The sequence below is a fragment of the Wolbachia endosymbiont (group B) of Chesias legatella genome, assembly GCF_964026945.1.
Lineage (GTDB): Bacteria > Pseudomonadota > Alphaproteobacteria > Rickettsiales > Anaplasmataceae > Wolbachia.
The window spans coordinates 800,373-826,817 of the sequence record NZ_OZ034711.1 but is presented as its reverse complement, the minus strand read 5'-3'; the positions used below and the strand labels follow the sequence as shown (position 1 = coordinate 826,817).

The 26,445-nt window shown below is 34.2% G+C and carries 19 protein-coding genes and 1 pseudogene; 7 read left to right on the top strand and 13 right to left on the bottom strand.

The window, feature by feature from the left end; all coding sequences use genetic code 11:
• Window positions 1-54 precede the first annotated feature (54 nt).
• The 8 genes and pseudogenes from AAGD65_RS03760 to hemJ form a co-directional block, all read right to left on the bottom strand.
• The gene (locus AAGD65_RS03760) at window positions 55-942 is read right to left on the bottom strand and encodes a heme o synthase (protein WP_052264838.1); all 888 of its coding nucleotides are present in this window, start codon (window positions 940-942) and stop codon (window positions 55-57) included.
• A 1-nt stretch (window position 943) separates the two neighbouring features.
• A complete protein-coding gene (gene ctaD, locus AAGD65_RS03755; RefSeq protein WP_264682742.1) occupies window positions 944-2,494 on the bottom strand; it encodes a cytochrome c oxidase subunit I in 1,551 nt (516 codons plus the stop codon).
• Between the two features lie 15 nt (window positions 2,495-2,509).
• Window positions 2,510-3,274, bottom strand: a complete 765-nt coding sequence (gene coxB / locus AAGD65_RS03750; RefSeq protein WP_264683439.1) for a cytochrome c oxidase subunit II — start codon at window positions 3,272-3,274, stop codon at window positions 2,510-2,512.
• Window positions 3,275-3,775: 501 nt separating this feature from the next.
• Window positions 3,776-4,258, bottom strand: coding sequence for an IS630 family transposase (locus tag AAGD65_RS03745; RefSeq protein WP_252154099.1), 483 nt, complete (start codon window positions 4,256-4,258; stop codon window positions 3,776-3,778).
• Between the two features lie 28 nt (window positions 4,259-4,286).
• Complete coding sequence (locus AAGD65_RS03740) at window positions 4,287-4,634, bottom strand: transposase (protein WP_264336399.1); 348 nt, start codon at window positions 4,632-4,634, stop codon at window positions 4,287-4,289.
• 103 nt (window positions 4,635-4,737) lie between these two features.
• A pseudogene (locus AAGD65_RS03735) lies at window positions 4,738-5,526 on the bottom strand (IS982 family transposase).
• 138 nt (window positions 5,527-5,664) lie between these two features.
• The gene (locus tag AAGD65_RS03730) at window positions 5,665-7,176 is read right to left on the bottom strand and encodes an HlyD family type I secretion periplasmic adaptor subunit (RefSeq protein ID WP_264374713.1); all 1,512 of its coding nucleotides are present in this window, start codon (window positions 7,174-7,176) and stop codon (window positions 5,665-5,667) included.
• Between the two features lie 154 nt (window positions 7,177-7,330).
• Window positions 7,331-7,759: a protoporphyrinogen oxidase HemJ gene (gene hemJ / locus AAGD65_RS03725; RefSeq protein ID WP_264374712.1), complete on the bottom strand. Its 429-nt coding sequence runs from the start codon at window positions 7,757-7,759 to the stop codon at window positions 7,331-7,333.
• A gap of 65 nt (window positions 7,760-7,824) precedes the next feature.
• Between hemJ and pdhA the strand changes: the two genes are divergently transcribed.
• From pdhA to AAGD65_RS03710, 3 genes are all read left to right on the top strand, one after another.
• Complete coding sequence (pdhA, locus tag AAGD65_RS03720; RefSeq protein WP_264682741.1) at window positions 7,825-8,805, top strand: pyruvate dehydrogenase (acetyl-transferring) E1 component subunit alpha; 981 nt, start codon at window positions 7,825-7,827, stop codon at window positions 8,803-8,805.
• Between the two features lie 205 nt (window positions 8,806-9,010).
• Window positions 9,011-10,432 carry an Asp-tRNA(Asn)/Glu-tRNA(Gln) amidotransferase subunit GatB gene (gene gatB / locus AAGD65_RS03715; RefSeq protein ID WP_264682740.1) on the top strand — a complete coding sequence of 474 codons (1,422 nt, stop codon included), beginning with the start codon at window positions 9,011-9,013 and terminating at the stop codon, window positions 10,430-10,432.
• A gap of 24 nt (window positions 10,433-10,456) precedes the next feature.
• The gene (locus AAGD65_RS03710; RefSeq protein ID WP_341810878.1) at window positions 10,457-13,696 is read left to right on the top strand and encodes an ankyrin repeat domain-containing protein; all 3,240 of its coding nucleotides are present in this window, start codon (window positions 10,457-10,459) and stop codon (window positions 13,694-13,696) included.
• Window positions 13,697-14,378: 682 nt separating this feature from the next.
• On the opposite strand, the gene AAGD65_RS03705 is transcribed toward AAGD65_RS03710, so the two are convergent.
• From AAGD65_RS03705 to AAGD65_RS03690, 4 genes are all read right to left on the bottom strand, one after another.
• On the bottom strand, window positions 14,379-15,299 hold the full coding sequence (locus AAGD65_RS03705; protein ID WP_010401376.1) for a tyrosine-type recombinase/integrase: 921 nt from the start codon (window positions 15,297-15,299) through the stop codon (window positions 14,379-14,381).
• A 2-nt stretch (window positions 15,300-15,301) separates the two neighbouring features.
• Window positions 15,302-16,681: a dihydrolipoyl dehydrogenase gene (gene lpdA, locus AAGD65_RS03700; protein WP_264376823.1), complete on the bottom strand. Its 1,380-nt coding sequence runs from the start codon at window positions 16,679-16,681 to the stop codon at window positions 15,302-15,304.
• On the bottom strand, window positions 16,674-17,783 hold the full coding sequence (locus AAGD65_RS03695; protein ID WP_264682738.1) for a PQQ-binding-like beta-propeller repeat protein: 1,110 nt from the start codon (window positions 17,781-17,783) through the stop codon (window positions 16,674-16,676). The genes lpdA and AAGD65_RS03695 overlap by 8 nt, the downstream gene beginning before the upstream one ends.
• Window positions 17,784-18,088: 305 nt before the next feature.
• Entirely contained in the window at window positions 18,089-18,268 is a 180-nt protein-coding gene (locus AAGD65_RS03690) for a hypothetical protein (RefSeq protein WP_264683435.1), read from the bottom strand.
• Between AAGD65_RS03690 and AAGD65_RS03685 the strand changes: the two genes are divergently transcribed.
• Window positions 18,186-19,391, top strand: a complete 1,206-nt coding sequence (locus AAGD65_RS03685; protein WP_264683433.1) for a cbb3-type cytochrome c oxidase subunit I — start codon at window positions 18,186-18,188, stop codon at window positions 19,389-19,391. The two genes, AAGD65_RS03690 and AAGD65_RS03685, sit on opposite strands and share 83 nt — an antisense overlap.
• Window positions 19,392-19,508: 117 nt before the next feature.
• Here the strand turns inward: AAGD65_RS03685 and AAGD65_RS03680 are convergent, their stop codons facing one another.
• On the bottom strand, window positions 19,509-20,231 hold the full coding sequence (locus tag AAGD65_RS03680) for a hypothetical protein (RefSeq protein WP_264682737.1): 723 nt from the start codon (window positions 20,229-20,231) through the stop codon (window positions 19,509-19,511).
• 158 nt (window positions 20,232-20,389) lie between these two features.
• Here AAGD65_RS03680 and AAGD65_RS03675 point away from each other — a divergent pair, with 158 nt between their 5' ends.
• The 3 genes from AAGD65_RS03675 to AAGD65_RS03665 all read left to right on the top strand — a co-directional run bounded on the left by AAGD65_RS03675 (window position 20,390) and on the right by AAGD65_RS03665 (window position 26,411).
• Complete coding sequence (locus AAGD65_RS03675) at window positions 20,390-22,954, top strand: valine--tRNA ligase (protein WP_264682736.1); 2,565 nt, start codon at window positions 20,390-20,392, stop codon at window positions 22,952-22,954.
• Window positions 22,955-22,995: 41 nt separating this feature from the next.
• A complete protein-coding gene (locus AAGD65_RS03670; RefSeq protein WP_341810877.1) occupies window positions 22,996-25,107 on the top strand; it encodes a hypothetical protein in 2,112 nt (703 codons plus the stop codon).
• 137 nt (window positions 25,108-25,244) lie between these two features.
• Entirely contained in the window at window positions 25,245-26,411 is a 1,167-nt protein-coding gene (locus AAGD65_RS03665; protein WP_341810876.1) for a hypothetical protein, read from the top strand.
• Window positions 26,412-26,445 lie beyond the last annotated feature (34 nt).

The window sequence follows — 26,445 nt, the reverse complement described above, 5'->3', positions numbered from 1 at the left end:
CAACGAGCATTATTAGAAGAGAAAGTAAAAGATAGTTTTTATGTTCTTTCATGGTTAAAACAAATCAATAGAGCAGTAAATAACGCTGGCAAACAGAGAAAATAGATAAGAAATCGAATAAGAAAACATTTTTTTCTGCGAGCTATGACTCTTAAGCCTTATAACGGATGCAGCAAACCAAATAAAAACACACCCTTCAATAATTGCCATACTGAGGTAAAATAGAGCCTTTTTCAAAAATAGTGCTGGGAGTAAGCTAGTTAATACGAGTAACACGCTATAGATTAATATATATTTCCTCGTTTTTTCTGGACCATAAACGATATTGAACATTGGAATCGATGCTTTTGTATAATCTTCAGATCTATTTAAGGATAGAGCCCAAAAATGTGGTGGAGTCCACATAAAAATTATTAAAAATAGAATACAACTTTCCCAGCTTACAGAGTCAGTTACAACCGCCCAGCCAATCATTGGAGGAAAAGCACCTGCTGCACCACCAATAACAATATTCTGCGGAGTACGCCTTTTGAGCCAAATTGTATACACAAAAACATAAAATAATATGCTAATTGCAAGCAAAGCAGCAGAAACATAGTTCACTGCTATTGCCATGATAAATACTGACAATATTCCAAGAGTTATGCCAAATTCAAGCGCGCTTTCTGCAGAAACTCTACCTGAAGGTATAGGGCGGTTTTTTGTTCTCTCCATAAGCAAGTCTATATCTCTGTCATACCACATATTTATTGCACCTGCAGATCCTGAACCAAGAGCAATGCACATAAGAGATATTAGTGCAAGGAAAGGATGAATGCTACCTGGTGCAGCAACTATTCCAGCAATTGCAGTAAACACTACAAGGTACATTATCCTTGGCTTTAGCAAATGCCAAAAATCCAGTATTGTTGATTCAACATTTAGCAAAACACTTGTGTACATTCTATTTTATCACTGGTGGTTTTTCAAAAGTATGAAAAGGCGGTGGTGAAGATACCGTCCATTCTAAAGTGTCACCTTCCCAAGGATTATCTCCAGCTTTCTTGCCCCATTTGAAGAGATGTATAACTATAAACACAAAAAACATAACTGAAACAAAGGACATATATGAGCCAACTGAGGATATATAATTCCAAGGGATAAACGCGTCGGGATAATCAGGTATACGCCTTGGCATGCCGGCTAATCCCAGGAAATGCTGAGGTAAGAAAGTAACATTGGTGCTAATAAAAGTGAGCCAAAAGTGTACCTTTCCTAAACACTCGTTATATTGCTTACCTGACATTTTGCCTATCCAATAATAAAAACCAGCGAAGGCTCCAAATAATGCAGCAAGCGACATGACATAGTGAAAGTGAGCAACGACATAATAGGTATCGTGTAAAAGTTTATCTATTCCACCGTGAGAAAGAATTATTCCGGTTATACCCCCACCAACAAACATAAAAATAAAACCTAGCGCAAATAGCATAGGGGTTTTAAATTCAATTGCCCCACCCCACATAGTTGCAATCCAGCTAAAGACTTTTACACCAGTTATAACACCAATAAAAATTGTTGTAGTGCTAAAAAACACAGCAGCATCTTCGCTAAGCCCAACAGTAAACATATGATGAGCCCAAACCATAAAGCCAAATGCTGCTATACCTATCATAGCATAAACCATCCCTTTATAGCCAAATACTGGCCTATGGGAAAAAGTTGATACAACTTGACTTATGATGCCAAATGCAGGGAAAATAATTATGTAAACTTCTGGATGACCAAAAAACCAAAACAGGTGTTGAAATAACACAGGATCACCGCCACCAGCAGGATCAAAAAAGGAAGTACCAATATTGCGATCAGTTAGCAGCATAGTTATAGCACCAGCAAGTACCGGTAAGGCAACAATTAACATAAATGACGTTAGTAAAACAGACCAAACAAATAGTGGCATTTTAGTGAGTGACATACCTTTTGCACGCATATTGAATATAGTGACTATAAAGTTGATCGCCCCAACAATTGATGACATACCAGCAACATGAAGTGCAAGTATAGCAAGATCAACTCCTGCACTTGGGTGGGACATAATTTGCGACAAAGGTGGGTATAAAGTCCATCCTGTTCCAGGACCTTCGCCAGCAAATACCGAGAGGATAAGCAAAATAAAAGATGAAACTAACAACCAAAAACTTAAATTATTCATACGAGGAAATGCCATATCTGGTGCACCAATCATGAGAGGTACGAACCAATTACCAAATCCTCCCATTAAGGCTGGCATTATCATAAAAAACACCATTATTACCGCATGCCCTGTAATCATTACGTTATATAGCTGGTAATTATTGTTAAGTATATTAATGTGCATTAGCTGAGTACGAATAATTACCGATAATAATCCACCAATAATTCCAGCTAATATGGAAAAAATAATGTATAGTGTCCCTATATCTTTGTGATTAGTAGAAAACAGCCAACGTCTTATACCTTTTGGTACATCACTCATATCTATACTCCAAACTTAACTTACTAATTTTTTATCTTCAATCCACTTATTAAAATCTTCTTTACTCACTGCTTCAACAACAATTGGCATAAATCCATGACCTTGACCACATAGTTCATAACATTGCCCATAATAAATACCGGGCTTTGTAACGTTAAACCATGCTTCATTCAGCCTACCTGGTATTGCATCAATTTTTATACCAAAAGCCGGTATTCCCCAGCTATGTATTACATCTCCTGCTGTCACTTGTAAACGAATATTAGTATTGATAGGTAAAATAACGTTATTATCAACAGAGAATAGTTTTAAATCTCTTTCGGTAAAGTCTTCTTTTCCTTTTATATAGCTGTCAAATGAAATACCTTGATATTCTGGGTACTGGTAACTCCAATACCATTGATGACCAATAACTTTTAGTGTTATGTCAGCTTTTGGCACTTTCTCCTGTAGTTTAATTAATTCAGCATTTTTAAAAGCCAATACCCCAACAATAATCGTTGGTATAACAAACCAGACAATTTCTACAAAGATATTATGAGTTATTTTACTGACATTTTTCACTTTGCCCTTACGAAAGCGAAATACTACATAAGCAAGCAGGGCCCATACAAAAAGCATAATTGCAATCATTACACTCATCACAAACGAATGTGACTTAACTACAGCCTCCATTATCTCAGTTGCAGGCGTAGGAAATCCAAATTGCCAAGAAGTAGGAGCAGAAGCAATTGATATGTTTGAGTAAAACATTATCAATAATGCAAATAACTTCACCATATTTTTTGCTGTAAAACTAACTGTATAATAATATATATACACTTACTATGCAAACAGAGATTATAGAATGTACACAAGTGTTTTGCTAAATATTGAATCAAAAGTAAATGATGATTAATGTTTTTTTAGCATTTAATAAATATACTAATACGATACTAACTTGAGGAAAAAGCATTTACATGAATCTATTTTAAGTTAAAATATTATAATATTTTAAGTTAAGTATTTACTTTAAGGAAGTTCTATAATAAGTTTAATAGTGTCTGTTATTGCTAATAACCCTCTAGCCTCACACCTAAAAGCAGTAACAGACACTATTAAACTTTAGGTAAGTTTGCCTATTTATAATTCATTGAGGTAAAAATCTTACTAATTCCTTTAATTCTATTATACAGCTGAGTTTACTAATTAACCTTTAATGTTTACGTTAGCATTTGCATCTTAAATCAAAGATTTACATATTATAGAAAATAATTATAAAATAATACACTATAGTATTTTCTAAAATGAATGATAAATTTCCATTATGGTATTACCAACCAAAAGTTGTAAGTCTGTACATTTATACATTAGAGGTCTGAGGCGGCTTTTGATGGTATGCCAACAGTGTTCTATGGGATTCAAATCTGGTGAATATGTTGGAAGATACAGCACATGACAGCCAAAAGACTCTATTAATGATTTTGTTTTAGTGGTCTTATGAAATGTAGCATTATCCATAACTATGGTTGTGCCAAGTGGCAATTTAGGTAATAACATCTTCTCCAACCATATATTGAATACCTCTTTGTCACACCCACCTTTGAAAGTCATTGGTGCAATAAATCTCATTCCAATCCACCCGGCTACTATACTGATTCTCTCTCGAGTTCTCCCTGGAATATCTGCATAAATTTTCTTTCCTCTTGGAGCACGTCCATATTCTCGGTATAACTTATTATCAACTCCTGCTTCATCTATATATAAGATGCTGGAATGGTCTATTTTTGAGATTTTATCAATAAATTGCTGCCTATCTTCTTGATTGCGCTCTTGATATAGTGTGACTTTTTTTTAAAGTAATTTTTAGCTGTTTTAGTCTATACCAAATTGAATTTATTCCAAATCCAAGATTTTGTTTCATCTCTGCCAGAGTATGATCTGGATTCTTTGTAACATATTCTTCGAGTATTTTTGGGTCTATTTTTCGAATAAAGCTACCGTTTTTAGATGGCTTTAGGCTTTCACCAGCAGCTTTCTTTTTTAACCAGCGGTACAGAGTTGCTATTCCTATCTCCATGAGCTCTGCTATCTCAACCTTTGTCTTCCCTTTTTCTATCATCAATACTGCCTTTTCCCTTAAATCCACACTATATGCCATTATAACTCAAATACTTCATTATACCTTTATCATTTACTTTAGGAAATACTATACTTGTGTGTAAATTTTTTTGCATATCAAACTCTGTAACCCCAACTATGGATTAGCCAGCAAAGAAAGGCATAGAAATAGAGGGCTTTTTCGACTGCATGGAATAGGAAATCAGAACAGAAAAAACATGAATTAGGAAATTTGTTGGCGATCTGTGTCTTGTGTGCTCAATCTCAAATTTGTTTTTCAAGGAGTCGAAAACAGTCTCAATAATCGATCTTTTCCTTATTCTCTTTAAGTGAAATGAGTACGTTTTTCATGCCTTTTTTTACTTTAGTGACGAGTTTTAGGCCTCTATCGAAGAGTTTCTCAAAGAGCTCTTTCTTTATATAGCCCTTATCTCTGAACAAAAGTCCGGTCAGTCTTTTAGTAAGAATTGGCAAAGGTTTTCTGTCATCAACGTTACCTTTAGTTAGAGTAAGTGATTCCAATTTCGTTAATCACCAAGTGCAATTTAAAGCCAAAAAACCAACCATACGTGCTCTTACCATTTGTTCTTGGAGATCCTTTTTTTTTGGCAAACAGCGATTGTAGAAGTGTCTATGTAGGAAGATTTTTGCTTGTTTACAGAACCATTGCAAAAGTAATCCATAAAACTCGTGATTTAAGAGCGATAAATCGGTCATATGTTGGCAACTTAGAAAATTCAGATTTATAAAGCGGCAGATAAAGTAGGTAAAAAGCTTTGAAATTTTTGCAAGGGGATTGATGATATAATAGAATTATGGTGAGAATTTCCGAAGTCTGGTATTCTAGTGGGTTTTCTGCCTTTTGATAGGAGCATATTAGCAAAATTATCATCGACTGTGCGACAAAAATCCTCGACGCAACAGTAAAATATCTTTCTTCATGGGTAACCTCTTAATTATTGCTAAAATACTCGAGCTTACCCTGTTTTCCTCTTCTTAGCTGCACTTTTATCTCTTTATTTAATCCATAGTTGGGGTCTGTAAACAAATTTTTAGAAAAGCAAAATAAATTATCTCTCTATGAAAGATCTATCGAATGTTGCAATTATAGGTGTAAACAAGAACGATAAAAGAGTGCGGGATTGAGTAACTATATATACTTCTGCTGGCATACCAGGATATAGGTATACGTTTTTAAATTGAGCAAGTTCTGATTTTGGTATCACCACTCGCACTGAATAATAACGCCCCATCCTTGGATCATCAAGAGCATCAGGGGAAATATGGTTTACTATACCGTTAATTAAACTTAAGCGACGTGCACTATAAGCGCTCAGCCTTACTTTAACTTTCAGCCCTTCTAGTCCGTCGATAGAGACTATATTGCTATCTTTCTTTTTTGCTGACAGTATCTCTTCTATGTTTCTGGTTAGAACTTTAGCATCTATTATTAGATCATCATCTGATGGTACTATACTCATGATTGGAACTCCAGATTGTATAACACCACCTTCAGTGTGGTATCTTATATCTGTAACTATACCATCTTGAGGTGATTTAATTATTGTACGTGCTAACGAATCTTCAGCAACCATCAGCCTCTCTTTTAAGTCTGCAATAGATGTATTAACTTCCTTAAGCTCAGCATTTGCTCTTTCTTGAGCATCATTCTTCACATTTATAATCTCTAACTCATTTTCTCCAATCTTTTGCTGTACTTGAGATATTGCAGAACGGTAATGTCCAACTCTACCCTCAATTTCAGCAAACTGTTTTTCTAAAGCTAAAATGTGTGGTTTGCTTATATGGCCACTATCAAGTAATTGTCTTTTTGTTTCTAACTCCTCAGTTATCAAGTCATATTGCTTATGGGCTGCATTTAGTTGAAAATTTAGCCCTGCTAATTCATCATTTAACTGCTTTATACGTTGTTGCAGTATGTCAGTTTTTCCTAATATACTCTTTCTCTGAGAGTTGAACAACTTTACCTGATTCTTTATCGCTTTATTTACAAGTTCATCGTTAGATAATCTTTTAACCTCATCAGAAAATTCTAGCGTATCTAAGTCTCCCCTAATTGCAATAAGTCTTGCTTCAGTTGCCAAAAATGATAAGAGTTTTTCTTTAATTATACTCAAATTTGCCTTTTCGTTAACATCACTTAATAAAACTAAAGGCTCATCTTTTTTAACTGTTTGACCTTCTTTTACTAAAATTTTGCTTATTATTCCCCCACCCAAGTGTTGCACTATTTTTCTATTTGAAGAGACAATAACTTCTCCACTTGCATGCACTGCTCCGTCAATTGGAGCTATAGCTGACCAAATACCACCTATTCCAAAAAAGATGAATATCACCACTAAACCAAAAAATAGTGGTCCCCATGTGACTTTTAGGACTTCATTTACGTTATTACTCTCACGTTTAAAAATAAAATTTATCATCGCATCAATCCATGCGAACGTCTTATCCAAAAATTGATATTTCTTCTTTCTATTTCCTGCCCTTTGCATATCTATATCATCACTACCAATCAGGCCTGTCAAAGAAAGTCCAGCACTAAGCTTTTTTAACTTACTCATTATAATACTACTGCGAATTCTTGTTAACCAGGATAACACACAAAAACAAAGAATCTATACCTTAAGTACTTTACTTAGACTACGGAACATCAGAATAAACTATTTAGTAACAATTCTTATACTCCATTCAATGGTTCAGCATTAGGCTAGAAAATCAAAAAGGTTTTACAATAACCATAATAACTATAATTATTATTAACACTGTTACTGCTTCGTTTAAAACACGAAAATAAACGTGAGTTTTCTTATTCAAGCCCACTGCAAAATTTTTCCTATGCTTTGCAAGTAGGCCATGAATAGCAAACATTAAGAATAATGCTAGCGCTTTTATATGAAACCACCCTTCGCGATATGCTTCCCTAATAATCATTAGCATAATTCCAAAACTAAGGGAGAAAAGCATTGCAGGGTTTATGATATATCTAAGGAGTCTCTTCTCCATTATTTGAAGTAAGCTGTCATTTTCTGACCCTGGTTTTACAGATGCATGGTAAACATAAAGCCTTGGCAAATAGAGCATACCTGCCACCCACATAATTACAGAGATAACGTGAAAAGCTTCAAGCCAGTGATAGTAGTCCATATAGATAGTATTATAAAATGTTAAAAATTTCTGGTATGATCTCAATTTAATAAAAGAAAGTCAATATGAAAGCAGAAAATTTCACTAAAGAACAGGTGATTGGATTCTACAGAAAAATGCTTCTCATACGCAGATTTGAGGAAAAAGCAGGACAATTATACGGAATGGGATTAATAGGCGGATTCTGTCACTTATCAATAGGGCAAGAAGCAGTTGCAGTTGGGACTCAAGCTGCATCAAAATCTGGTGATGCTTTTATCACAAGCTATAGAGACCATGGCTTAATGCTTGCATGTAATTCTGATCCGAATGTTGTGATGGCAGAACTAACCGGCAAAGAAACAGGGTGTTCAAAAGGCAAAGGTGGCTCCATGCACATATTTGATGTTGAAAAAAATTTCTTTGGTGGACATGGAATAGTAGGTGCACAAGTCCCAATTGGTACAGGAATAGCATTTGCTAATAAATACAAGAAAAAAGATAACGTTGTATTCACATATTTTGGTGACGGTGCTGCAAATCAAGGACAAGTATATGAATCATTTAATATGGCATCTTTGTGGAAGTTACCTGTGGTTTATATCATAGAAAATAACGAATACGCAATGGGAACTTCTGTGCAAAGATCAACTTTAGTAACTGAACTATATAAAAGAGGAGAGAGTTTTGGTATTCCTGGAAAACAAGTTGATGGAATGGATTTTTTCTCTGTCTATGAGGTAACAAGTGAAATAGCTGAGCACGTACGTGGGGGAAAAGGACCTCTCTTGCTTGAAATGAAGACATATAGATATCGTGGCCATTCGATGTCAGATCCTGCTACTTATCGCTCAAAAGAAGAAGTTGAAGATATGAAGCAAAATCATGATCCTATAAGCACCTTAAAGCATTATATAACAGACAATAAAATCGCTTCTGATGAAGAATGCAAAGCTATTGATAAGGAAATACGAGATTTAGTAAAAAAGTCAGAAGATTTTGCTAAAAATAGTAAAGAGCCAGGCATTGATGAACTATATACTGATGTTTATAAATTTGTTAGCTAATCAGTTGCCATCAAAATTATGTTTTGGCCTACTATAGATATTTTTTGGCAGCACTTAACTTTATTATATAACAGCCTAGTCAATAGAAACTGTAGTAACTCTTATATTATTGATATACACCGCTCTTGGATCATAGGTTAAATGAGTTTTATTTGACTTTTTGTGCTAGTTTGCAGAATATAAAGTTATTAATTGAATAAAATACATGACAAAAGAAAACTGGGAGACAGTAATTGGACTTGAGGTACACGCTCAGGTTTCTTCTAAGACAAAGCTATTTTCTAGTTCACTAACGGAATTTGGCACTGAGCACAATACTCAAGTTTCTCTAGTTGATGCAGCAATGCCAGGTACACTACCAGTATTAAATTATAGCTGCATAGAGCAAGCAATATGCACCGGACTTGCAATTTCTGCAGAAATTAATAAATGCTCTTACTTTGACCGGAAAAATTATTTTTATCCCGATTTACCACAAGGTTATCAAATAACCCAGTTCTTTGAGCCAATAGTTAAAAATGGCAAAGTTTTTATCAAAAATAATGAAAAAGAAATAAGAATCGCAAGAATTCACTTAGAGCAAGATGCAGGAAAGAGTATTCATGAAGAAAGCAAAACTTACATAGATTTAAATCGTGCAGGTGTTGCTTTAATGGAAATTGTTTCAGAGCCAGATCTTCGTTCATCTGCAGAAGCTGCAGAATTCATGAAAAAATTGAGGCAGATTTTGCGTTACATCGGTTCATGTGATGGTGATATGGAAAAGGGGTCACTTCGCTGTGATGCAAATGTTTCTGTTCGCCCAAAGGGTAGTAGCACATTTGGCACTCGTTGTGAAATAAAAAACTTAAATTCAATACGTTATATTGTACAAGCTATAGATTATGAAGCACAAAGGCAGATCAAAATTTTGGAAAGCGGAGGAGAAATAAGTCAAGATACCTTATTGTTTGATGTCACTTTAGGAAAAACAAAAGTGATGAGAAGCAAAGAAGATTCAAGTGACTATAGATATTTCCCTGAACCTGATTTGCTACCTGTTGAAATAAGCCAAGACAAAATTGATTCTATTAAATCATCTTTACCCGAGTTGCCAGATCAAAAAAAACTTCGATACATAGCGGAATTAGGTATCAATGAATATGATGCAGACGTTATCACTTCTGATAAAGAAATTGCCGATTATTTTGAAAAATTAGCAAAAAAGCATGATTCAAAGATTGCAGTTACCTGGTTAACCGTCGAGCTTTTCGGTCGTTTAAATAAAACAAATATTGATATTGTTAGCTCTCCAATTAAAGCAGATGCTTTATCCGAACTCCTCGACTTTATCGTCGATGGAACGATCTCTGCTAAACTTGGCAAACAAGTTTTTGATATTATGTTTGAAACTGGCAAACCTGCGTCTTTGATTATAGAAGAACAGGACCTCAAGCAAATAACCGATAAAGGTCAAATATCAGAGATCATAGATAAAATCATCGATAACAACCAAGATAAGGTTCAAGAATACAAAAGCGGTAAAACAAGATTATATGGATTCTTTGTTGGTGAAGTCATGAAATTCACCAAAGGAAAAGCCAGCCCCGATGTGGTGAACTTGGTTTTGAGTGAAAGATTAGGATAAAAACAGGGGTAATGTATCTAGAAGATGATTCTAATTAAGTGGGGGGTCAAACGCTTTTACCATGGTATTACCTTTCAAGAGTTATTGATCGTAATATCTCTAATGTCTAAGATGGGTAAAGAATGTTCTTTTTCCATAGACACAGAGTTAGAGCCAGCTCAAGGTTTTGATGATATTGTTGTCCGGCATGAGCAAAATAAAGGTATAGTATATGAGTTTACACAAGCTAAGCACAACCAAGATGGAACTAAAAAAATCAGTGTAAGTAGCTTATTAACAAAAAGTGGTGAGTTTAGTATTTTAAAACTTTTTCCTGCCTATTTAAAAATCAAAAATAGTGAAAAGTTTAGTGATGGAATAAAGCATTTTCTTTTTGCTACGAATATGGATCTTGATTCACCATATTCAATACAACACGAAGTAAGAAACCTAAGAGCAATGTTAAGTGGAGAAAATAAAGGAAAAAAACTTTCATTTGTAAGGATAGACACGAAAGATGAGTTTCTGGATATAGGTGATAGTGCAAGATATAGAATTAGTGATTCAGGTGGTAGTGTTGCTCAATACTTGAAACAAAATATGGATTTTATAAAGCGTGAGATAGGCAAGGAAGTTAGCAATAAAGAGATAGAAGACTTTTTAAATGAATCGGTGTTTGTGGTTAATTTACCCCATGAAGCTCAGCTAAGAGAATTATTGCTAGGTAAGTTGAGTAGTAGGTTGAACAAAAAGTTTGGCTATACTGGTGACAATCAAATCTTTTGTAATGATCTTCTAAAAAAAATATCAGACTGGGTAAAAGATATAAAAGCGCGTCCTTTTTCGCACAAAGAGGGAGAAGAGCTTTTTCGAGAAGTGGAGCTATGGGCTAGTACTTTAGGTAAGATAGAACAAGGAGTAGAGAGAATAGAAAGAAAGGTTGATGAGATAGGAGAAGTATTAAATAATCAGCAAGCACGTAAAGAACCTATTTGGTTTAATATGAGGTATCCAGTTAAAACGTTTACTGGTAGAAGGAGTGAATTACAAAAGATATACAAAGAGTTGCACAAAACTACAAATGAGCAAGCGGAAGTATCACAAATAGTTGTCATTAGCGGTCCTGACGGAGTAGGGAAGAATGGATTGGCTATAGAATATGCTTATAAACGTAAAGAAGATTATGATGGTAACCTTGTACGGATAAATGCAGAAACACCAAAGGATCTTGAAGAGTCGTTTAAAGGATTAGCTAAAAAGCTAAATAAAAGATTACCTGAAGGTTCAAAAATTTCTATTACAGAAGAAGACACTGAACAAGAAAAGGGAATCAGGTCTGTTATTAAAGACGTATATAGGTATTTCGAAGATATAAAAAGTCTTTTTATTTTCGATAATGCAAGAGAATATAAATACATTAGAAAGTTTTTACCTTCATCTTTACATTCTAGACATAAAAAACCTTATGTTTTAATTACTTCTCATGATCAAAAATGGGATTCGGTAGAAGAAGGAGATATAAAAGTAATACGGTTAAATGAATTTTGTAAAACAGAAGCTTGCGAGTTTGTTAAAAAAGCTTTGAACATAGAGGACAATTTACAGGATCAGGAAATAGAAGAATTAACAGAAAAGCTGCAGTATGTTCCCTTGGCTTTAAAACAAGCAACCGTATATATTTGCAACAAAAATAAAAAATCAAAGTTGAGAGGTTATGGAAGATTTGAGGTAAGTGATTACTTAAAGGAGTTCCAACAACATACAAGAAAGTCACTTAAAGAAGGAGATTGTGAAGGCGAAGATCGTTATACTGAAGCAGTTTCAATAACTTGTAATACTACGATGACACATATACAAAAAGAATATGGCTGTGAAGCGTTGAATATTCTGGAAACAATGGCTTATCTTGCTCCTGACAAGATTCATATAGAAGAAGTCTTTTCAAAGTTAATAGCAGAGGATAAGGAAAAGTTATGGAAGGCTGTTGAGCTACTCGATAGATATTCAATGATTGACTTGAAAGAGGAAGTGGCAAGTATTCACAGAGTAGTGCAGGGAATAACTAGATTAAAATTACAAAAGGAGGGCCAAGAAGAGGAAGTTCTAAGGAAAGCTTTGGAATTGATAAACAGTGGTGGTTTAGCACAAGGTAGTATGAGCCATATTACATTTGTATGGGGATACGCAAGTACATACGGTAAGTTGATTGATAACTTTTACTTTAACTCATTTTATGTATATGGAGGAACACTGTTTATAAGGAAAAGCACCCCTTTGCACTTGCTTGCTGAAAGTGGTGATTGTAAAGCAATTAGTGCAATAATAACACATATAGAAAAATATTACCCAGGTGAATTGGTAAAAATTGTTAATGTTAAGGACAATCACGGTCAAACTTTGTTGCATATTGCTGCTAAGAGTGGAAATTTGAATGTAATGAAATGTCTAGTCAATAAAGGTGCTAGCACTAATACTAAAGATAAATATGATAATACTCCATTGCATTCAGCTGCTTATTACGCTGGGGAATTGGATATAGTAAAATACCTGATTATTAAAAATAATAACATTAATGCTAAAGGCGAATATGGCAGGACTCCATTACACATTGCTGCTATAAATGGAGATCTAGATATGGTGGAATATCTAATCAAAAGGTATGCTAATATTGACGCTAAAGACAATTGTGGTATGACTCCATTACATTTAGCTGCTGACGTTGGGGAATTGGGTATAGTGGAACACCTAATTAATGAGGATGCTTATGTTGATGCTAGGGACGAACACTACAGAACCCCATTATTTTTTGCTGCTGAGAATGGAAAATTAAATGTAGTGAAGTGCCTAATTGAAAAAGGTGCTAATGTTAATGCCAAGAATGAATATGGCGAAACAGCGTTACACCGCGTTGTCTATAAAGCCACTTTCAGTGGAGACTTAAGAATAGTGGAGTTTCTAATCAATAAAGGTGCTAATGTTAATGCTAGAGATAGAAATAGTAGAACTCTATTACACTACTCTGCTTTATCTGGAAGCTGCAATATTGCAGAATGCCTTATTCGAGAAGGTGCTAATATTAATGCTAAGGATAAAGATGGCAACACTGCACTACACTTGGCTGTTATTAGGCAAAAGGTTGATATAACGAGGACGCTACTAAAACACAATGCAAACGTTAACGCTAGAAATAATTTAGGGAATACAGTACTGGACTGTGCAGTTGATAACTGCCAAGAACTTGTGGAGTTGCTTTTAACCCATGATGAAAGTGTTGAAGTAGCTTAAGAGAAAATTATTTATCTGTTTATTTTAACGTCCCAAAAATGTTTAACAAAAGTGTGTCAAACTGAATTTTTAGTTTAACTCAATTTTCAATAGATTTCTTGCATAAACAGGTGTCATCCCAGCTGGAACCCAATATCTGGATTCCAGTGTCACGCGCTGGAATGACATCAACTTTTGAATTCGAGTTATGCAAGAAATCCAACATATTAGGAACGACAATATCAGGTTGAGATGTAGTTCATATGTAAAGGTAACCTCTACTTTTCCTCAGCTTTCTTTCTAGGCTCTGTAAACAAAATTTTAAAGAAGCCATATAGTGTAGCTAGAGACATTTTTAGTCAACTGAGTAATTTTGTTCCTCTAGCCTGAGGTCAAAATAAATTTGAATGGGTTTCCCAGTACGTCAACAAGTGCATGAACTTTAGTCGCAAATCCCCGTCCTCAATTAATTTGACCTGCTAACATTTTGTACACAGAGCCTAGCTCTTTTGCTATTTGCTTGACTTGTTTCTTTACATAGCTTCTAATTTAAATTCTGCTGTCTATTCTCTTTCATTCATAACCTTTTGCAAAACGTTTTTGCTTTCTTCTCTGCTGGTCACTATTGCTTATATAAAGCAAGTATAGTACTGAATGATGTTGCAAGCACTCAGTTCGGCAATATTATCGATTTAAGACGAAGTTAAGATTTCGATTTTTTATTCAAACTCTTCTGAAAGTTTTTATACATATTGAAGACATCTTGATAATTTAGGTGAGTGTAAACTTGAGTAGTTTCAAGGCTTGAGTGGCCAAGCAGCTGTTGTATTGATCTTATGTCAATATCTTCCTGAAGCAAATGAGTAGCAAAACTATGGCGAAATGCATGTGGAGATAAAATTTCTGGTAAGTTTAAAAATCTTCTTATTTTTTGCAAACGATTAGCAACATAAGTTCTTCCCAATTTTTTTCCTCTTACCCCGACAAAAAGATGTCCCGCTTCGTCAAAGTGGGGACAAGCTTTTATATATTTTTGTATACACTTTTTTACTACTGGAAGAATAAATACCTGCCTTTGTTTATCTCCCTTACCTGTTACTATTAAACTTTCATTGCTAATATCACTAACCTTAAGATTCAGTGCTTCAGTGATTCTTAAGCCCGTACCATATAGCAGAACGACAATTGCAATTTCTCTTTTTACCACCCAAGGCTCGCCTAGATCAGGCAATTTCATTTCTTTCAATAGAGTTTCTATGTTAGATATTGAAAGTGCTTTAGGTAGAGTTCTTCTCTGAATTGGCCTTGATAAAGAAAATACCGCTTCATTATTTATTTCATAATTGTTTTTTATATATTTGAAAAAATTTCTGATTACTGACAATGCGCGAGTGTTAGATCTCGCATTTACACCTCTTGCATAACGAGAGGTAAACCAACTTCTCAGTTCAGGTATGCTTAATTTTTCTAAAGAGCCAACATTTACTTCTTCACCAATGTGAGTATTTAGGAAACTTATAAGATCTTTGAGGTCCCTCATGTATGACTCCAAAGTGTTTGGTGAGTAAGACCTGTTGTACTTTAGCCAATCATACCATTTTTCAATGATTGAACCGAGGTCCACAGTTACTTTTTAAAGAAAGCATCGATGCACGCATCCCTAAAGGCTTCATTTATATCAGGATGAGAGTGACAAATTCTGTATATATCCTCTGCTGCTGCACCATATGCCATTGCAACCGCTGCTTCATTGATTAGCGTATCAGCGTATGCTCCTATGATATGTACACCGAGTATTGTATCTGCTTTGCTACAAGTCAGAACTTTCACGAATCCCTCAGCATCGTCAGTGACTTTTGCTCTACCGTTTGCAGCAAATTGACATTTACCAACTTTATACTTTCGACCAGCACTTTTTAGTTCTTCTTCAGTTTTACCGATTGAAGAAACTGCAGGGTGGGTGTAAATGACTGACGGTATGATTTCATAATCAACGTGAGGCAATTGCCTTGCTAGTATCTCTGCAACTGCCACCCCTTCTTCCTCAGCTTTGTGAGCAAGCATTGCTCCACCAATCACATCACCAATAGCAAATATTCCTTTTACGTTGGTTTCATAACTATTGTTGACTTTAATAAAGCCACGACTGTCTTTTTCTATTTTTTCAAGACCCTCAGAGCATGGTTTGCGCCCTGCTGCCACCAATACCTTATCCGCCTCTATAGTGTTTGTTTGATTATCTTTTACAGAGCAAACTTTCACACTCAAAGAGTTACTACTTTGTTTTATTCCCTCAACTTTAGTTCTAAGTAAAAATTTTATTCCTTGTTTTTGTAGACTAGAAAGTAGAGACTTACTTAATTCTCCATCCATTGCTGCAGCGATTCTGTCAAAAAATTCTACTACAGTGACTTCAGACCCTAGCCTCCTCCATACAGAAGACATTTCAAGCCCTATTGCCCCGGCTCCGATTACGACAAGTTTTTTTGGTACTTCAGTTAAAGACAATGCACCAGTTGATGAAATAATACTTTTCTCATCGATATTAATTCCTGGCAAAGAAATAACGTCAGAACCGGTTGCAATTACTATATTTTTTGTCTTCAGCACCTTACCTTCAACTGAAACTTCAAGGTTGCCTTGATCAAAAGAAGTAATTTTTCCAAGTCCATTGATCTTAGTAATTTTGTAAAGGTTAAACAGATATTCTATGCCTTTTCCAAGTTCCTGAACTCTAGCGTCTTTATAGCCTATCATTTCTCTCAAATCGAGACTTACATCCTTAACTTTTATCCCAAGTTTTGATAGATTATTTTTCGCGCTAGCATACTGATAAGAGGAATGGAGTAATGCTTTTGATGGTATACACCCAACTCGCAAACACGTGCCACCAAAAATGCTATTTTTGTCTATACAAGCAACTTTGAGTCCAAGTTTTGCAGCAGCAATAGCGCATTTGTAACCACCTGGACCACCACCTATAATAATCAAATCATAATCAGTCATAAAAAACAAACCTATTTTCTAAAGAATAAACACCATTTCCTTCAGTCGTTATATACATCTTACCATGGGTAAATACTGGAGCATGAAACACATTACCGGGTATTTTAATTACCCTTCCTGTACTTTCAGATCCAGGAAAAGCAAATATTGAACCTTTATTACTTGTTACCCAAAGCGTATGGGCATACATAATTGGAACAAACAATTGCACATTCTCTATAAAATCAGATGTCCAAACTGTTTTTCCACTTTGTATGTCGATGCCAATTACCTTATTATCTTTAGTCACCATGAAAATTCTTCCGCCTTCTTTTTGTTTCTCTGCAGGAATAAGAGGGCTATAATATGACTCAATGTTTGATATACTTTTTACTTGTAGTGGCCTTGACCATAAAATATTTCCTGAGTTTACGTCAATGCTATAAATATAAGAGTTGCTCGTAGCTATTAAGATATTATCGTGTACTCTAGGTGTAGTAGTTACATCTGTAAGCTGTGTGTCTAAAAGATTTGTAGCTAATTTTTGGCTCCATAGTTTTTTACCTTCTTCATTAAAAGCTATTAACTCGCCATTTGAAAATGGTGCCATTATTTTATCATTAGAGACTGCTGGTGAGATGGAATATAAACCTCGAACCTCATTTATACCATTTTGATAAGCCCAAATGGGTCTGCCATCTTTTATATCAAATACATGTAGATAGTTATCAATAGTCAATACTACCAACTTATTGTTTATTACTATTGCTTTCCCTCTTGCCGGAGCTCTTAATTCTTTTTCCCATTGAATCTCCCCTGTTTTCGCATCTATTGTGTGTAGAATGTTATCCACTACAAAGAAAACATTTTCTTTGTAGCTCGATAAACTCATATTACCAATTTTTTTCCTACTTGAGAGGTATAATTTCCAATTTATAACTCTTGGGTTATCGATATCAAAGGAATATAAGGTACCGTTCTTGTCTGGTAAAATAACGCTATTTTCTGTAAGTATTGGAGCTACATATCCTTGAGATAATTTTTTATCTACTAAACTTATTCGTTCGCTTGCCATTGTATAGTTACTATACAATAACATTATCATGACAATTATTATTTTCATTATTTAGTGAAAACAAGATTCATTAATATACATACTAGAAACGTAAATCACAACGAAAATGTTCTTAATTGTGGATCAAAAGCATTAACGTAATGTCATACCATTATGTAAAGATTCTCTTACTGTAATAACTTTTATCAAGTATGGACTAAAAGAAATATCTATAGCTCAAACTAATGCTGTCAGTAATACTACTCCAATATGAAACAGGCAGCATTTTCAGGATGAAAGATATTGTTGTGATGTCATTCATTTGAACTACTCATATCAATTTGAAAAATGTATACTATCTTATGCTATAGTACCTAAAAGTAAATGCTCAACATACAAAATAACGCTTCACTTTGCAGGCAATGGATATTCTTGGCAGTACTTGCTCTTGCTTGTTCTGGAGTGCTGTCAATAATTGTTATTTTTCTACGATTGCCTTTTATTTCTTCTCTCATTCCTTCTGCACAATATATCTTTGATAATGCACTGGTGATACACGTAAATTTGTCAATTTTGGTATGGATGTGCTCTATAATATCTCTGCTCTTCATCATAAACTTAAAAAACACCAATCATTGGTTTAACTTCTCATGGATTCTCTCAATCCTTTCCATGCTGCTAATGTTTATATCTGCATTTGTTCCAAATACTGAAGTTATCAAAAGTAACTATATACCTGTATTACAAAACAAATTATTTTTACTTGGACTCAGTCTTTTCATTACCAGCATATTGATAAATACAGCTCTAGCCTACATATCAAATAAACAAGACTCATATCTTTCAATCGGACAAATTGGCCTGATCATTATACTTGTGTCATCATTTCTTTGTGTTGTTTTAGCACATAAAAATATGCCTCCAGGTCTATATCACTCAGACAAGAATTTATTTTATGAATATCTCTTTTGGGGAGGCGGACATTTACTGCAGTTTGCCTTTGCTCAAGCAATGTTTTTAGTTTATTTGATCATACTGAATGCTCGCTATATTAGTCTAAATAAAATTACCATTTTACCACTATTTATAAACACAGTTTTGACCGTAGGTGCGCCGTTTATATACTTTATTTATTCGGCGGATAGTGCTGAATTGATACAGTTTTTTACCTGGCATATGAGAATTGCTGGAGCAGTTCTGCCGTGCTTTTTAACAATATTAGTGTATTGCAACATAAAAACTCTGCTCAATGATAAGGGCAATTATCTTCTTCACTCGTTTGTATTGTTCATTTATGGAGGTGTGCTTGGAGTGCTAACTATTGAAGGAAATGTCACTATTCCTGCGCATTATCATGGTTCTGTAGTTGGTATTACTATAGCTTTTATGAATTTTGTCTACTGGCTGTTACCAAAATTGGGCTGTAAAGAAATAAAAAGCTCCATAGTAAGATTACAGATTTATGCATATAGCTTGGGACATTTTCTCCACATTACTGGACTTGTTTGGCTTGGTGGATATGGTGCCTTAAGAAAAGTTGCAGATCTGCCAAGTATTTCATCAATGTTGGCACGTGCTTGTTTTATTACGGGTGGAGCTATATCAGTTATTGGTGGAATGTTATTCGTAATAATTGTGATTTTACATCTTCTTAAAGGCAAGGATCGTACCAACTAACCCACAGAAACAAAACTAAAAATTTTAGTGTAAAATTACTATATTTACTTTGTACTATGGCTCAAACAACCTGCTTCAAATTTGGAAAGGCAGTGAAATGAAAAAAACTATATCAAGCTACACTGAATTCTTATTTGCTACTCCTTGTGGTTCTTGTGTTCCATTTACTTGAGAGCTAGGTTTCATTATTAAATCACCAGCTAAGAATGCAGATACTGTTGCTATAACAACGATTAACCACATGTCCAATTTAGTTGTATGTTCAAGTGTAATATACACTACTAACCCAACAGCAAGACCAGTACTAGCAGTAGCGATATATGTTGCTTTTTCTTTTAGTTGTTTATTTGCTTCATTTTTGACTTCTAATATTTTCTTTTCTTGCTGTGATTGCTGGATTTGAGTATTTAGTTTATTCTTTTCAGCTTTTAATTCTATATTTTCGTTCTGAGCTGTATTCCTTGCATATTCTAAAGCTCTATTTAACCGTTCAGCTCTATCCTTTTTAGTTTGCAAGTCTTTATTCTCTATCTCTAGCTGTTCAAGTTTATTTATTTTTTGTTTCATTTCATCTGATACTTCATTAATCAGTTTTGCTAAGCCTACTTTTGCTAAGCTAGGCAAAGAGTATCGCTCACGTAGAACATTTCTAAGATCTTTTTTTAGTTCATTTGTCATTTTGCTTCTTAATATATTGTTTACCTCTTCTACACTTTTTTTACCCTCTAATTCCAGCACGCCTTCAATCAGTTCTGCTAGTTCTATTTTCGCTGAGTTGGGTATATAGCGTCGGCTAGTTAGAATATCTTTAAGATATTTTAAACAAAGAAACTCAAACATAATAAACCTCAATATTAAAAATTTATTATGGAATATGTTTAAAACTATAAAGTCAAGGAGGATTTGTATCATAACAATGCTAAATCAAAATGGCAGACATTAAAATTGCTGTATTTGCTCAATTGTGCTAACTTAAAGCTTAAAATTGAAAAATATTTATGTTAGAAGAAAAATACAGCTTTAGAGAAATTGAAGACAAATACAACATATTATGGGAAGGTAGTAAAGTTTATAAATGGAATGGTGAAAAGGATAATACTTTCACTATAGATACGCCTCCACCAACGATATCGGGAAAGTTGCACATTGGACATATATTTAGCTATTGCCATACGGACTTTATTGCAAGGTTTCAACGTATGCTGGGGAAAGATGTGTTTTATCCAATTGGATTTGATGATAATGGACTTCCCACTGAAAGGTTAGTTGAGCAGACCTATAAAACCCGTGCAAAAGAAGTTGGCAGAGAAGAATTTATAGAGATGTGCCATGAAGTTATTGAGAAGTCAAAGCAGGAATTCAAGGAATTGTTTAAATCAGTCGGTATTAGTTATGACTGGAATTTAGAGTATCACACAATTAGTAAAGAAGCTGTGACACTTTCTCAAATGTCATTCATTGATCTATATAACAAAGGATATGCCTACAGGAAAATGCAACCTATTCTTTGGGACCCAGTTGATAAAACCGCAATTGCGCAAGCGGAAATAGAGGATAAAGTCTTTGAGTCATCTTTGAACACGATAGTTTTTTCCACTGAAAAAAATGAGCAGATTCATATTGCAACTACGCGACCTGAATTACTTCCTGCATGTGTTGCAGTCTTTTGTCATCCAGAAGATGCACGATATGCCCATCTGATTGGAGAAATAGCCATAGTGGCAATTACAGAGGAAAAAGTTCCAATAATAGCTGATGATAAGGTCAAAATAGATAAAGGCACTGGGCTTGTTATGTGCTGTACATTCGGTGATGAGCTCGACATATATTGGCAGCAAAAGCATAATCTGCCGGTAACAATTATAATTGATCAGGATGGAAGGATGAATCTGCATGCAGTGTGTGATCAAAAATGGATCCCAGTGTCAAGCACTGGGATGACAGGGGAGAAAGATGCTCAGTGTCAAGATACTCAGATGACAGAGGAGCCACATGCCGGTGTCATCCAAGTAGCTGACACTGGGATCCATGGACTAAAAGTTAAAGAAGCAAGAAAGAAAATAATTGAAATCCTAACTGAAAAGGGCCTTTTGATAGAAAGTACTAACATTTCTCATTCCGTAAAGTGTGCAGAAAGATCTGGTGCATCACTTGAGATATTACCTACTTATCAATGGTTTGTCAAGACTTTAGAGCAAAAAACTCAAGTATTAGATAAAGTGAGTGAATGTAGTTGGCATCCAGAATCTATGCGTAAACGTATGGAGGTGTGGATAGAAGGGCTAAGTTGGGATTGGTGCATCTCAAGACAGCGTTATTTTGGTGTACCATTTCCAGTTTGGTATTCAAAACGTAAGGGAGAAGAAGGCAAAATCATTCTAGCTGAAGTAAAGGATTTACCTGTAGATCCACTCAAAGATTTGCCGAAAGGGTATATTAAAGAAGAAGTTACTCCAGATCAAGATGTGATGGATACTTGGGCAACAAGTGCGATCACTCCTCAACTAAGTGCACTAGCAGTAAACAGTGAGCTCGGTTTACCAAGCCATCGGTATGATAAGATATTTCCTGCAGATCTGCGCAGCCAAAGCCATGAGATAATAAGAACTTGGGCTTTTTATACGATTTTGAAGGCGCATTATCATGCAGATTCACTCCCCTGGAAAAATATCATGATTAGCGGTTGGTGTTTGGCTGATGATAAAAAAAAGATGAGTAAATCAAAAGGTAACGTCATCACTCCTCATGTAATGCTTGAAACCTATGGAGCTGACGTAGTACGCTATTGGGCAGCAAACTCAAGACTTGGAGTTGACACAGTCTACTCTGAAAATATCTTCAAAATTGGCAAACGACTTGTTACGAAACTTTGGAATGCCAGCAAATTTGTTTCCATATTTATGGAAAAATATCAAGCATTGAGCATAAATTCCATCAGTGAGACGATGGATAAGTGGATATTGTCCAAATTATATAAAGTGATAGAAAAAACGACGAACAACCTATTACAGTTTGAATACTGCGAAGCTTTGAGCGCAATAGAAGAATTTTTTTGGAAAGATTTTTGTGATAATTACTTAGAGTTAGTTAAAAAACGTGCATATGGAGATGCATTGGACAGCGAGGCAAACATGAGTGCGAAACAGAGTTTGGCATATGTACTCAATATTATTTTGCGGTTATTTGCACCATTTTTGCCATACATTACAGAGGAAATATATCATCAGTTGTATAGTTATAACTCCGTTCACAATAAAAGTAATTGGCCTAACAAGAAAGAACTTATCTATGATAAGTATTCTGAGGAAATGGGAGATAATTTCGTGCAGATATTAAACCTTGTGAGAAAAATAAAAGCAGATAATAACGTATCAGTTAAGCATCTTATACAAAAGTTGATGATAAAAGCGAGTGTAAAAGAGGATGAGTTAAATTATTCTGCTCAGCATGATTTGCAGTCAGTTTGCAATGCTGAAGTGATAGAATGGGTTGAGAGTACAGAAGCAGAGCTTATAACTGAGAATGGAAAATTTACTGTAAGTTTATTGATTGATGTAACTTAGCATTCGTATTACTATACTAATTATTTAGTTGTGAGGTAATAATGATTGGTAATTCATATAATAATAAAATTGAAGAACAAAAAGATGATTATCATGACTTCATTCAAAGGTTTTTGTTTTTGCTCGGTAAGATAAAAGAAAAGAATAAATCAATTCACACTGCTGTAGCTAGTTTTCACATATTATCTTTTTTAATAAAATACAATGCCAATTTTAATGAAGATGAAGTGTATAAAGCCGTTATCCAAGATTTCAATAATGTAAAGGAGGCGAGACTAGAGCTTCAAGATAAGGCTAAAAAAGTATTGAATGGGTATATTGAAAGTGGTGTTGAAACAGTGTCAATATATGGTAGTTGTGCAGAAGTTAAATTGGGAGCTAATAAAAACAAATTCAAAGTCAGTGAGTTTTTGAATAGTAATTTCTGTCAAGATAATGGAATTTCAGGGTTTTCAACTCTGCATAGCAATGGAAAAAATGGAATGCACGGTTTTGTTTCTGAAGAAGGAATAAGGCACTATGTTGTAACTGATGGTGCATACGAAATGACTCTGAATTGGTGTGATGAGGACGGAAAAAAGTGCACTATTATAATTAATATTGATGCTAATGGTATAGAACTTATCGAGCGTAATCGTGTTACTGATGATCAATTGAAAGCAAATAAAGATGTAAAAATAGGTAACTTATTCTTGTATCAAATAAAATTTAGAAATAAGGAGAAAGGCAATCATAAATCATCTGAGATTGTGATAGAAAATAGTAATAGAAATATTAACATTCAAACAACTCAAGAAATTGAGCTTGGCAGCAAAGAAGCTCAAATAGGCAGTACTAAAATGCAAGACAAAATTGCACAAGTTGTAGATGACAGCTTAAACGAAAGAATTAATAAATTGGAAAAAGAAAATACAAGATTAACTGGAAATAATCAAACTATATTAGAACAATTACAGCAAAAAATGAGAGAGGTGGAGGAATTAAATGGAAAGGTAAGGGAAAAAGATGAAGTTTTGGCTGAAGTAACACAAAAACTCAAGCAGCTAAGTGATTCGGTAGAGAGTGAATTTGAAAGGAGAAAAGTAGAGAAGGAAAAGTTAGAGGAGAAGTTAAGGAAAGCGCAAAAAGAGATACAAAAGTTAAGTAAAGAAAAAGCTGAATTAGTGCAAGAAAAGCAAGGCTTGGAAGAATATGCTAAAATTCTAGTTGTCAAAATACAAAAACTAGTTAATCAAATAGGGCGATCAGAGCTTAAACTGGATGAATCAATAAATGAAAATAAAAGGTTAGAACAAGAATTGAATGATACTAAAAAAGATTTAGGTGATAAATATAGTGAAATCCAGAGATTAGAAAGTCAATCACATGAATTAGAATCTAAAAAAGTAACAGAATTGATGACATGTTTAGAAAAGAAAGAGAAAAAAATAGCAGAGTTAGAAGCGCAGTTGCAAAAAGAAAGTTCTGAAACTTATGATTTAATACTTAAATCATCGGATTTAGAAGAAGAAAAAAGACGATTACAAGAAAAGTTAAATGAAAAAACTCAAGAAGTGATTAAACTAACTGTAGATTTAGAAGAACTAAGTAAGCAATCGGAAGAGAAAGAAACTAAATATTTCAGTAGGATTAAAGAGTTAGAAAAAATTCTTAATAAAGAAAGAAAAAACAGTGAAGAGTTGGAAAATTATAGCATCAATCTGGAGGAAGAAAGTCAAATTCAACATGAAAAGTACAAAGAGTTACTATTTGAGAAGCATTCTATAAAAGAAGAAATTTCAGATTTGAATGATCAATCTTCATTAGTTCATCAGAATCGTGTGAGCTTAGCACAAGATTTGGCAAAAAACATGATATATTTGTTCAAAGAGAATGTAAGAGAAGGAGATAAAGTGATTATATCGCAGGAAACTGTATTAGAGATTTTGAATAGATTGGAGGAATTAATCAAGAATGTTGGAGTCAGTGATCAAGAAATAAAAGGAGTAATTGAAGAAATATCTGTACAAACTAATGATAGCCTTGCTCCTTCAGATATAAGTAATGGAGATTTATCAGCACTACCAAATAAAGAGCTGGATGAAGCTTCATATTCAGAAGATTTTGGATATTCTAGTAGATGTTCTACTCCTAGATGTTCTACTCCTGTCTGATGCCACCTTGCATTTTGAGTTTAGTTAGAATATCAACTAAAGTTTATCACTGGTACAATTGTGATAAGTGTTCTCCTCTACAGGTAAGACAATTTTAATCAATATATACAAGACTGCTGAAGTTTTGTATATGGGTGATGAGCAATTTACTTAATAAATATAATACATTTTATTTTATAGCTAGTTCTCTGGCTACTCTCACGTTACTTACATCTTTAGCGCTTATTAATGTACCTAGTTCTTTAATTCTCGCTTTAGCTGTATTATCTGTTTTGGCTTTTATGATTTTGTATAAAATAATTATTGACACTAGTAAAGTGGAGAAGAAATTTGCTCACAAAGAGCGTGAGTTGACTCAAGAAAAGCACAATTTATACGAGGAAGAAAGAAAATTTGGTCAAAAAATAGAAGCTGAGAGGAAATCTTTTCTTAAAGAAAAAAAATCTTTGGAGGAGAAATTAGAAGCAAAAATGATCCATATAATTGGAATAACAGACGAATTAGAAAAAGTAACGAAGGAGAAAGATGAGCTTGCTGCACAAGAAAAAGAACTACTCCATAAAATCTCATATTTGTGTAAACAGTTACAGGAAAAAGAAGCTAATCTAACTGAGAGGAAAAAACTTATAATCGAATTGAAAAGAAAAATAGACAATGATAAATATGAGGAATTATATAAGGAAGTAGAGAAATTATCTAAAGAAAAAGAGGAGTTATCTAAGGAAATAGACAAATTACGTAAAGAGAAACATATACTATATATGAAAAAAGAAGAATTACATAAAAGAAAAGAAGAACTTTGTGTGAAATTAGATGAATTACAATGTAAATTTAAAGAAATTGATCAGAAAAATAAAAACTTATCTCAAGAGTTAAAAAGGAAATTTGAAGAGCTAGATAAAGCAGACGGTTTAATTAAAAATCAATCTTTTGAGTTAGACAGAATAAGACAAGATTGTAATAACGAAGTGAAAAATTTAAGAAATTCACTTTTAGAGCGAGACAGTCAAATAAAACAACTTCAATATGTGATAGATAAGATAGAAGAATCGATAAGAGAAAATGAAACAATTAAAGATTATAGCAAAAAAATAATATTAGGGGAGACTCAGAAAATAAAATTTATATTAGGGCAGCTTGTGCAATTCAAGCCAATGAAAGGTTCCAAAACATCGGAGGAAACGTCTGATTCTTTACAGGAAGATCTTGGATATGCCAGTCGTTCACCCACTCCGACCAGATTATCGTGTTCAGTGTCTGTACAAAGCATTGCAAGTGGACCAATCCCTGAATATGGATTGTAAAATGCAACAATTACTCTTATTATAAAAAAAATTA

Excerpts from the sequence above, each read along its gene's own strand:
- AAGD65_RS03760 (WP_052264838.1), bottom strand. The coding sequence starts at position 942 with ATGTACACAAGTGTTTTGCTAAATGTTGAATCAACAATACTGGATTTT.
- ctaD (WP_264682742.1), bottom strand. The coding sequence starts at position 2,494 with ATGAGTGATGTACCAAAAGGTATAAGACGTTGGCTGTTTTCTACTAAT.
- coxB (WP_264683439.1), bottom strand. The coding sequence starts at position 3,274 with ATGGTGAAGTTATTTGCATTATTGATAATGTTTTACTCAAACATATCA.
- AAGD65_RS03740 (WP_264336399.1), bottom strand. The coding sequence starts at position 4,634 with ATGGCATATAGTGTGGATTTAAGGGAAAAGGCAGTATTGATGATAGAA.
- AAGD65_RS03730 (WP_264374713.1), bottom strand. The coding sequence starts at position 7,176 with ATGAGTAAGTTAAAAAAGCTTAGTGCTGGACTTTCTTTGACAGGCCTG.
- hemJ (WP_264374712.1), bottom strand. The coding sequence starts at position 7,759 with ATGGACTACTATCACTGGCTTGAAGCTTTTCACGTTATCTCTGTAATT.
- pdhA (WP_264682741.1), top strand. The coding sequence starts at position 7,825 with ATGAAAGCAGAAAATTTCACTAAAGAACAGGTGATTGGATTCTACAGA.
- gatB (WP_264682740.1), top strand. The coding sequence starts at position 9,011 with ATGACAAAAGAAAACTGGGAGACAGTAATTGGACTTGAGGTACACGCT.
- AAGD65_RS03710 (WP_341810878.1), top strand. The coding sequence starts at position 10,457 with ATGATTCTAATTAAGTGGGGGGTCAAACGCTTTTACCATGGTATTACC.
- lpdA (WP_264376823.1), bottom strand. The coding sequence starts at position 16,681 with ATGACTGATTATGATTTGATTATTATAGGTGGTGGTCCAGGTGGTTAC.
- AAGD65_RS03695 (WP_264682738.1), bottom strand. The coding sequence starts at position 17,783 with ATGAAAATAATAATTGTCATGATAATGTTATTGTATAGTAACTATACA.
- AAGD65_RS03680 (WP_264682737.1), bottom strand. The coding sequence starts at position 20,231 with ATGTTTGAGTTTCTTTGTTTAAAATATCTTAAAGATATTCTAACTAGC.
- AAGD65_RS03675 (WP_264682736.1), top strand. The coding sequence starts at position 20,390 with ATGTTAGAAGAAAAATACAGCTTTAGAGAAATTGAAGACAAATACAAC.
- AAGD65_RS03670 (WP_341810877.1), top strand. The coding sequence starts at position 22,996 with ATGATTGGTAATTCATATAATAATAAAATTGAAGAACAAAAAGATGAT.
- AAGD65_RS03665 (WP_341810876.1), top strand. The coding sequence starts at position 25,245 with ATGAGCAATTTACTTAATAAATATAATACATTTTATTTTATAGCTAGT.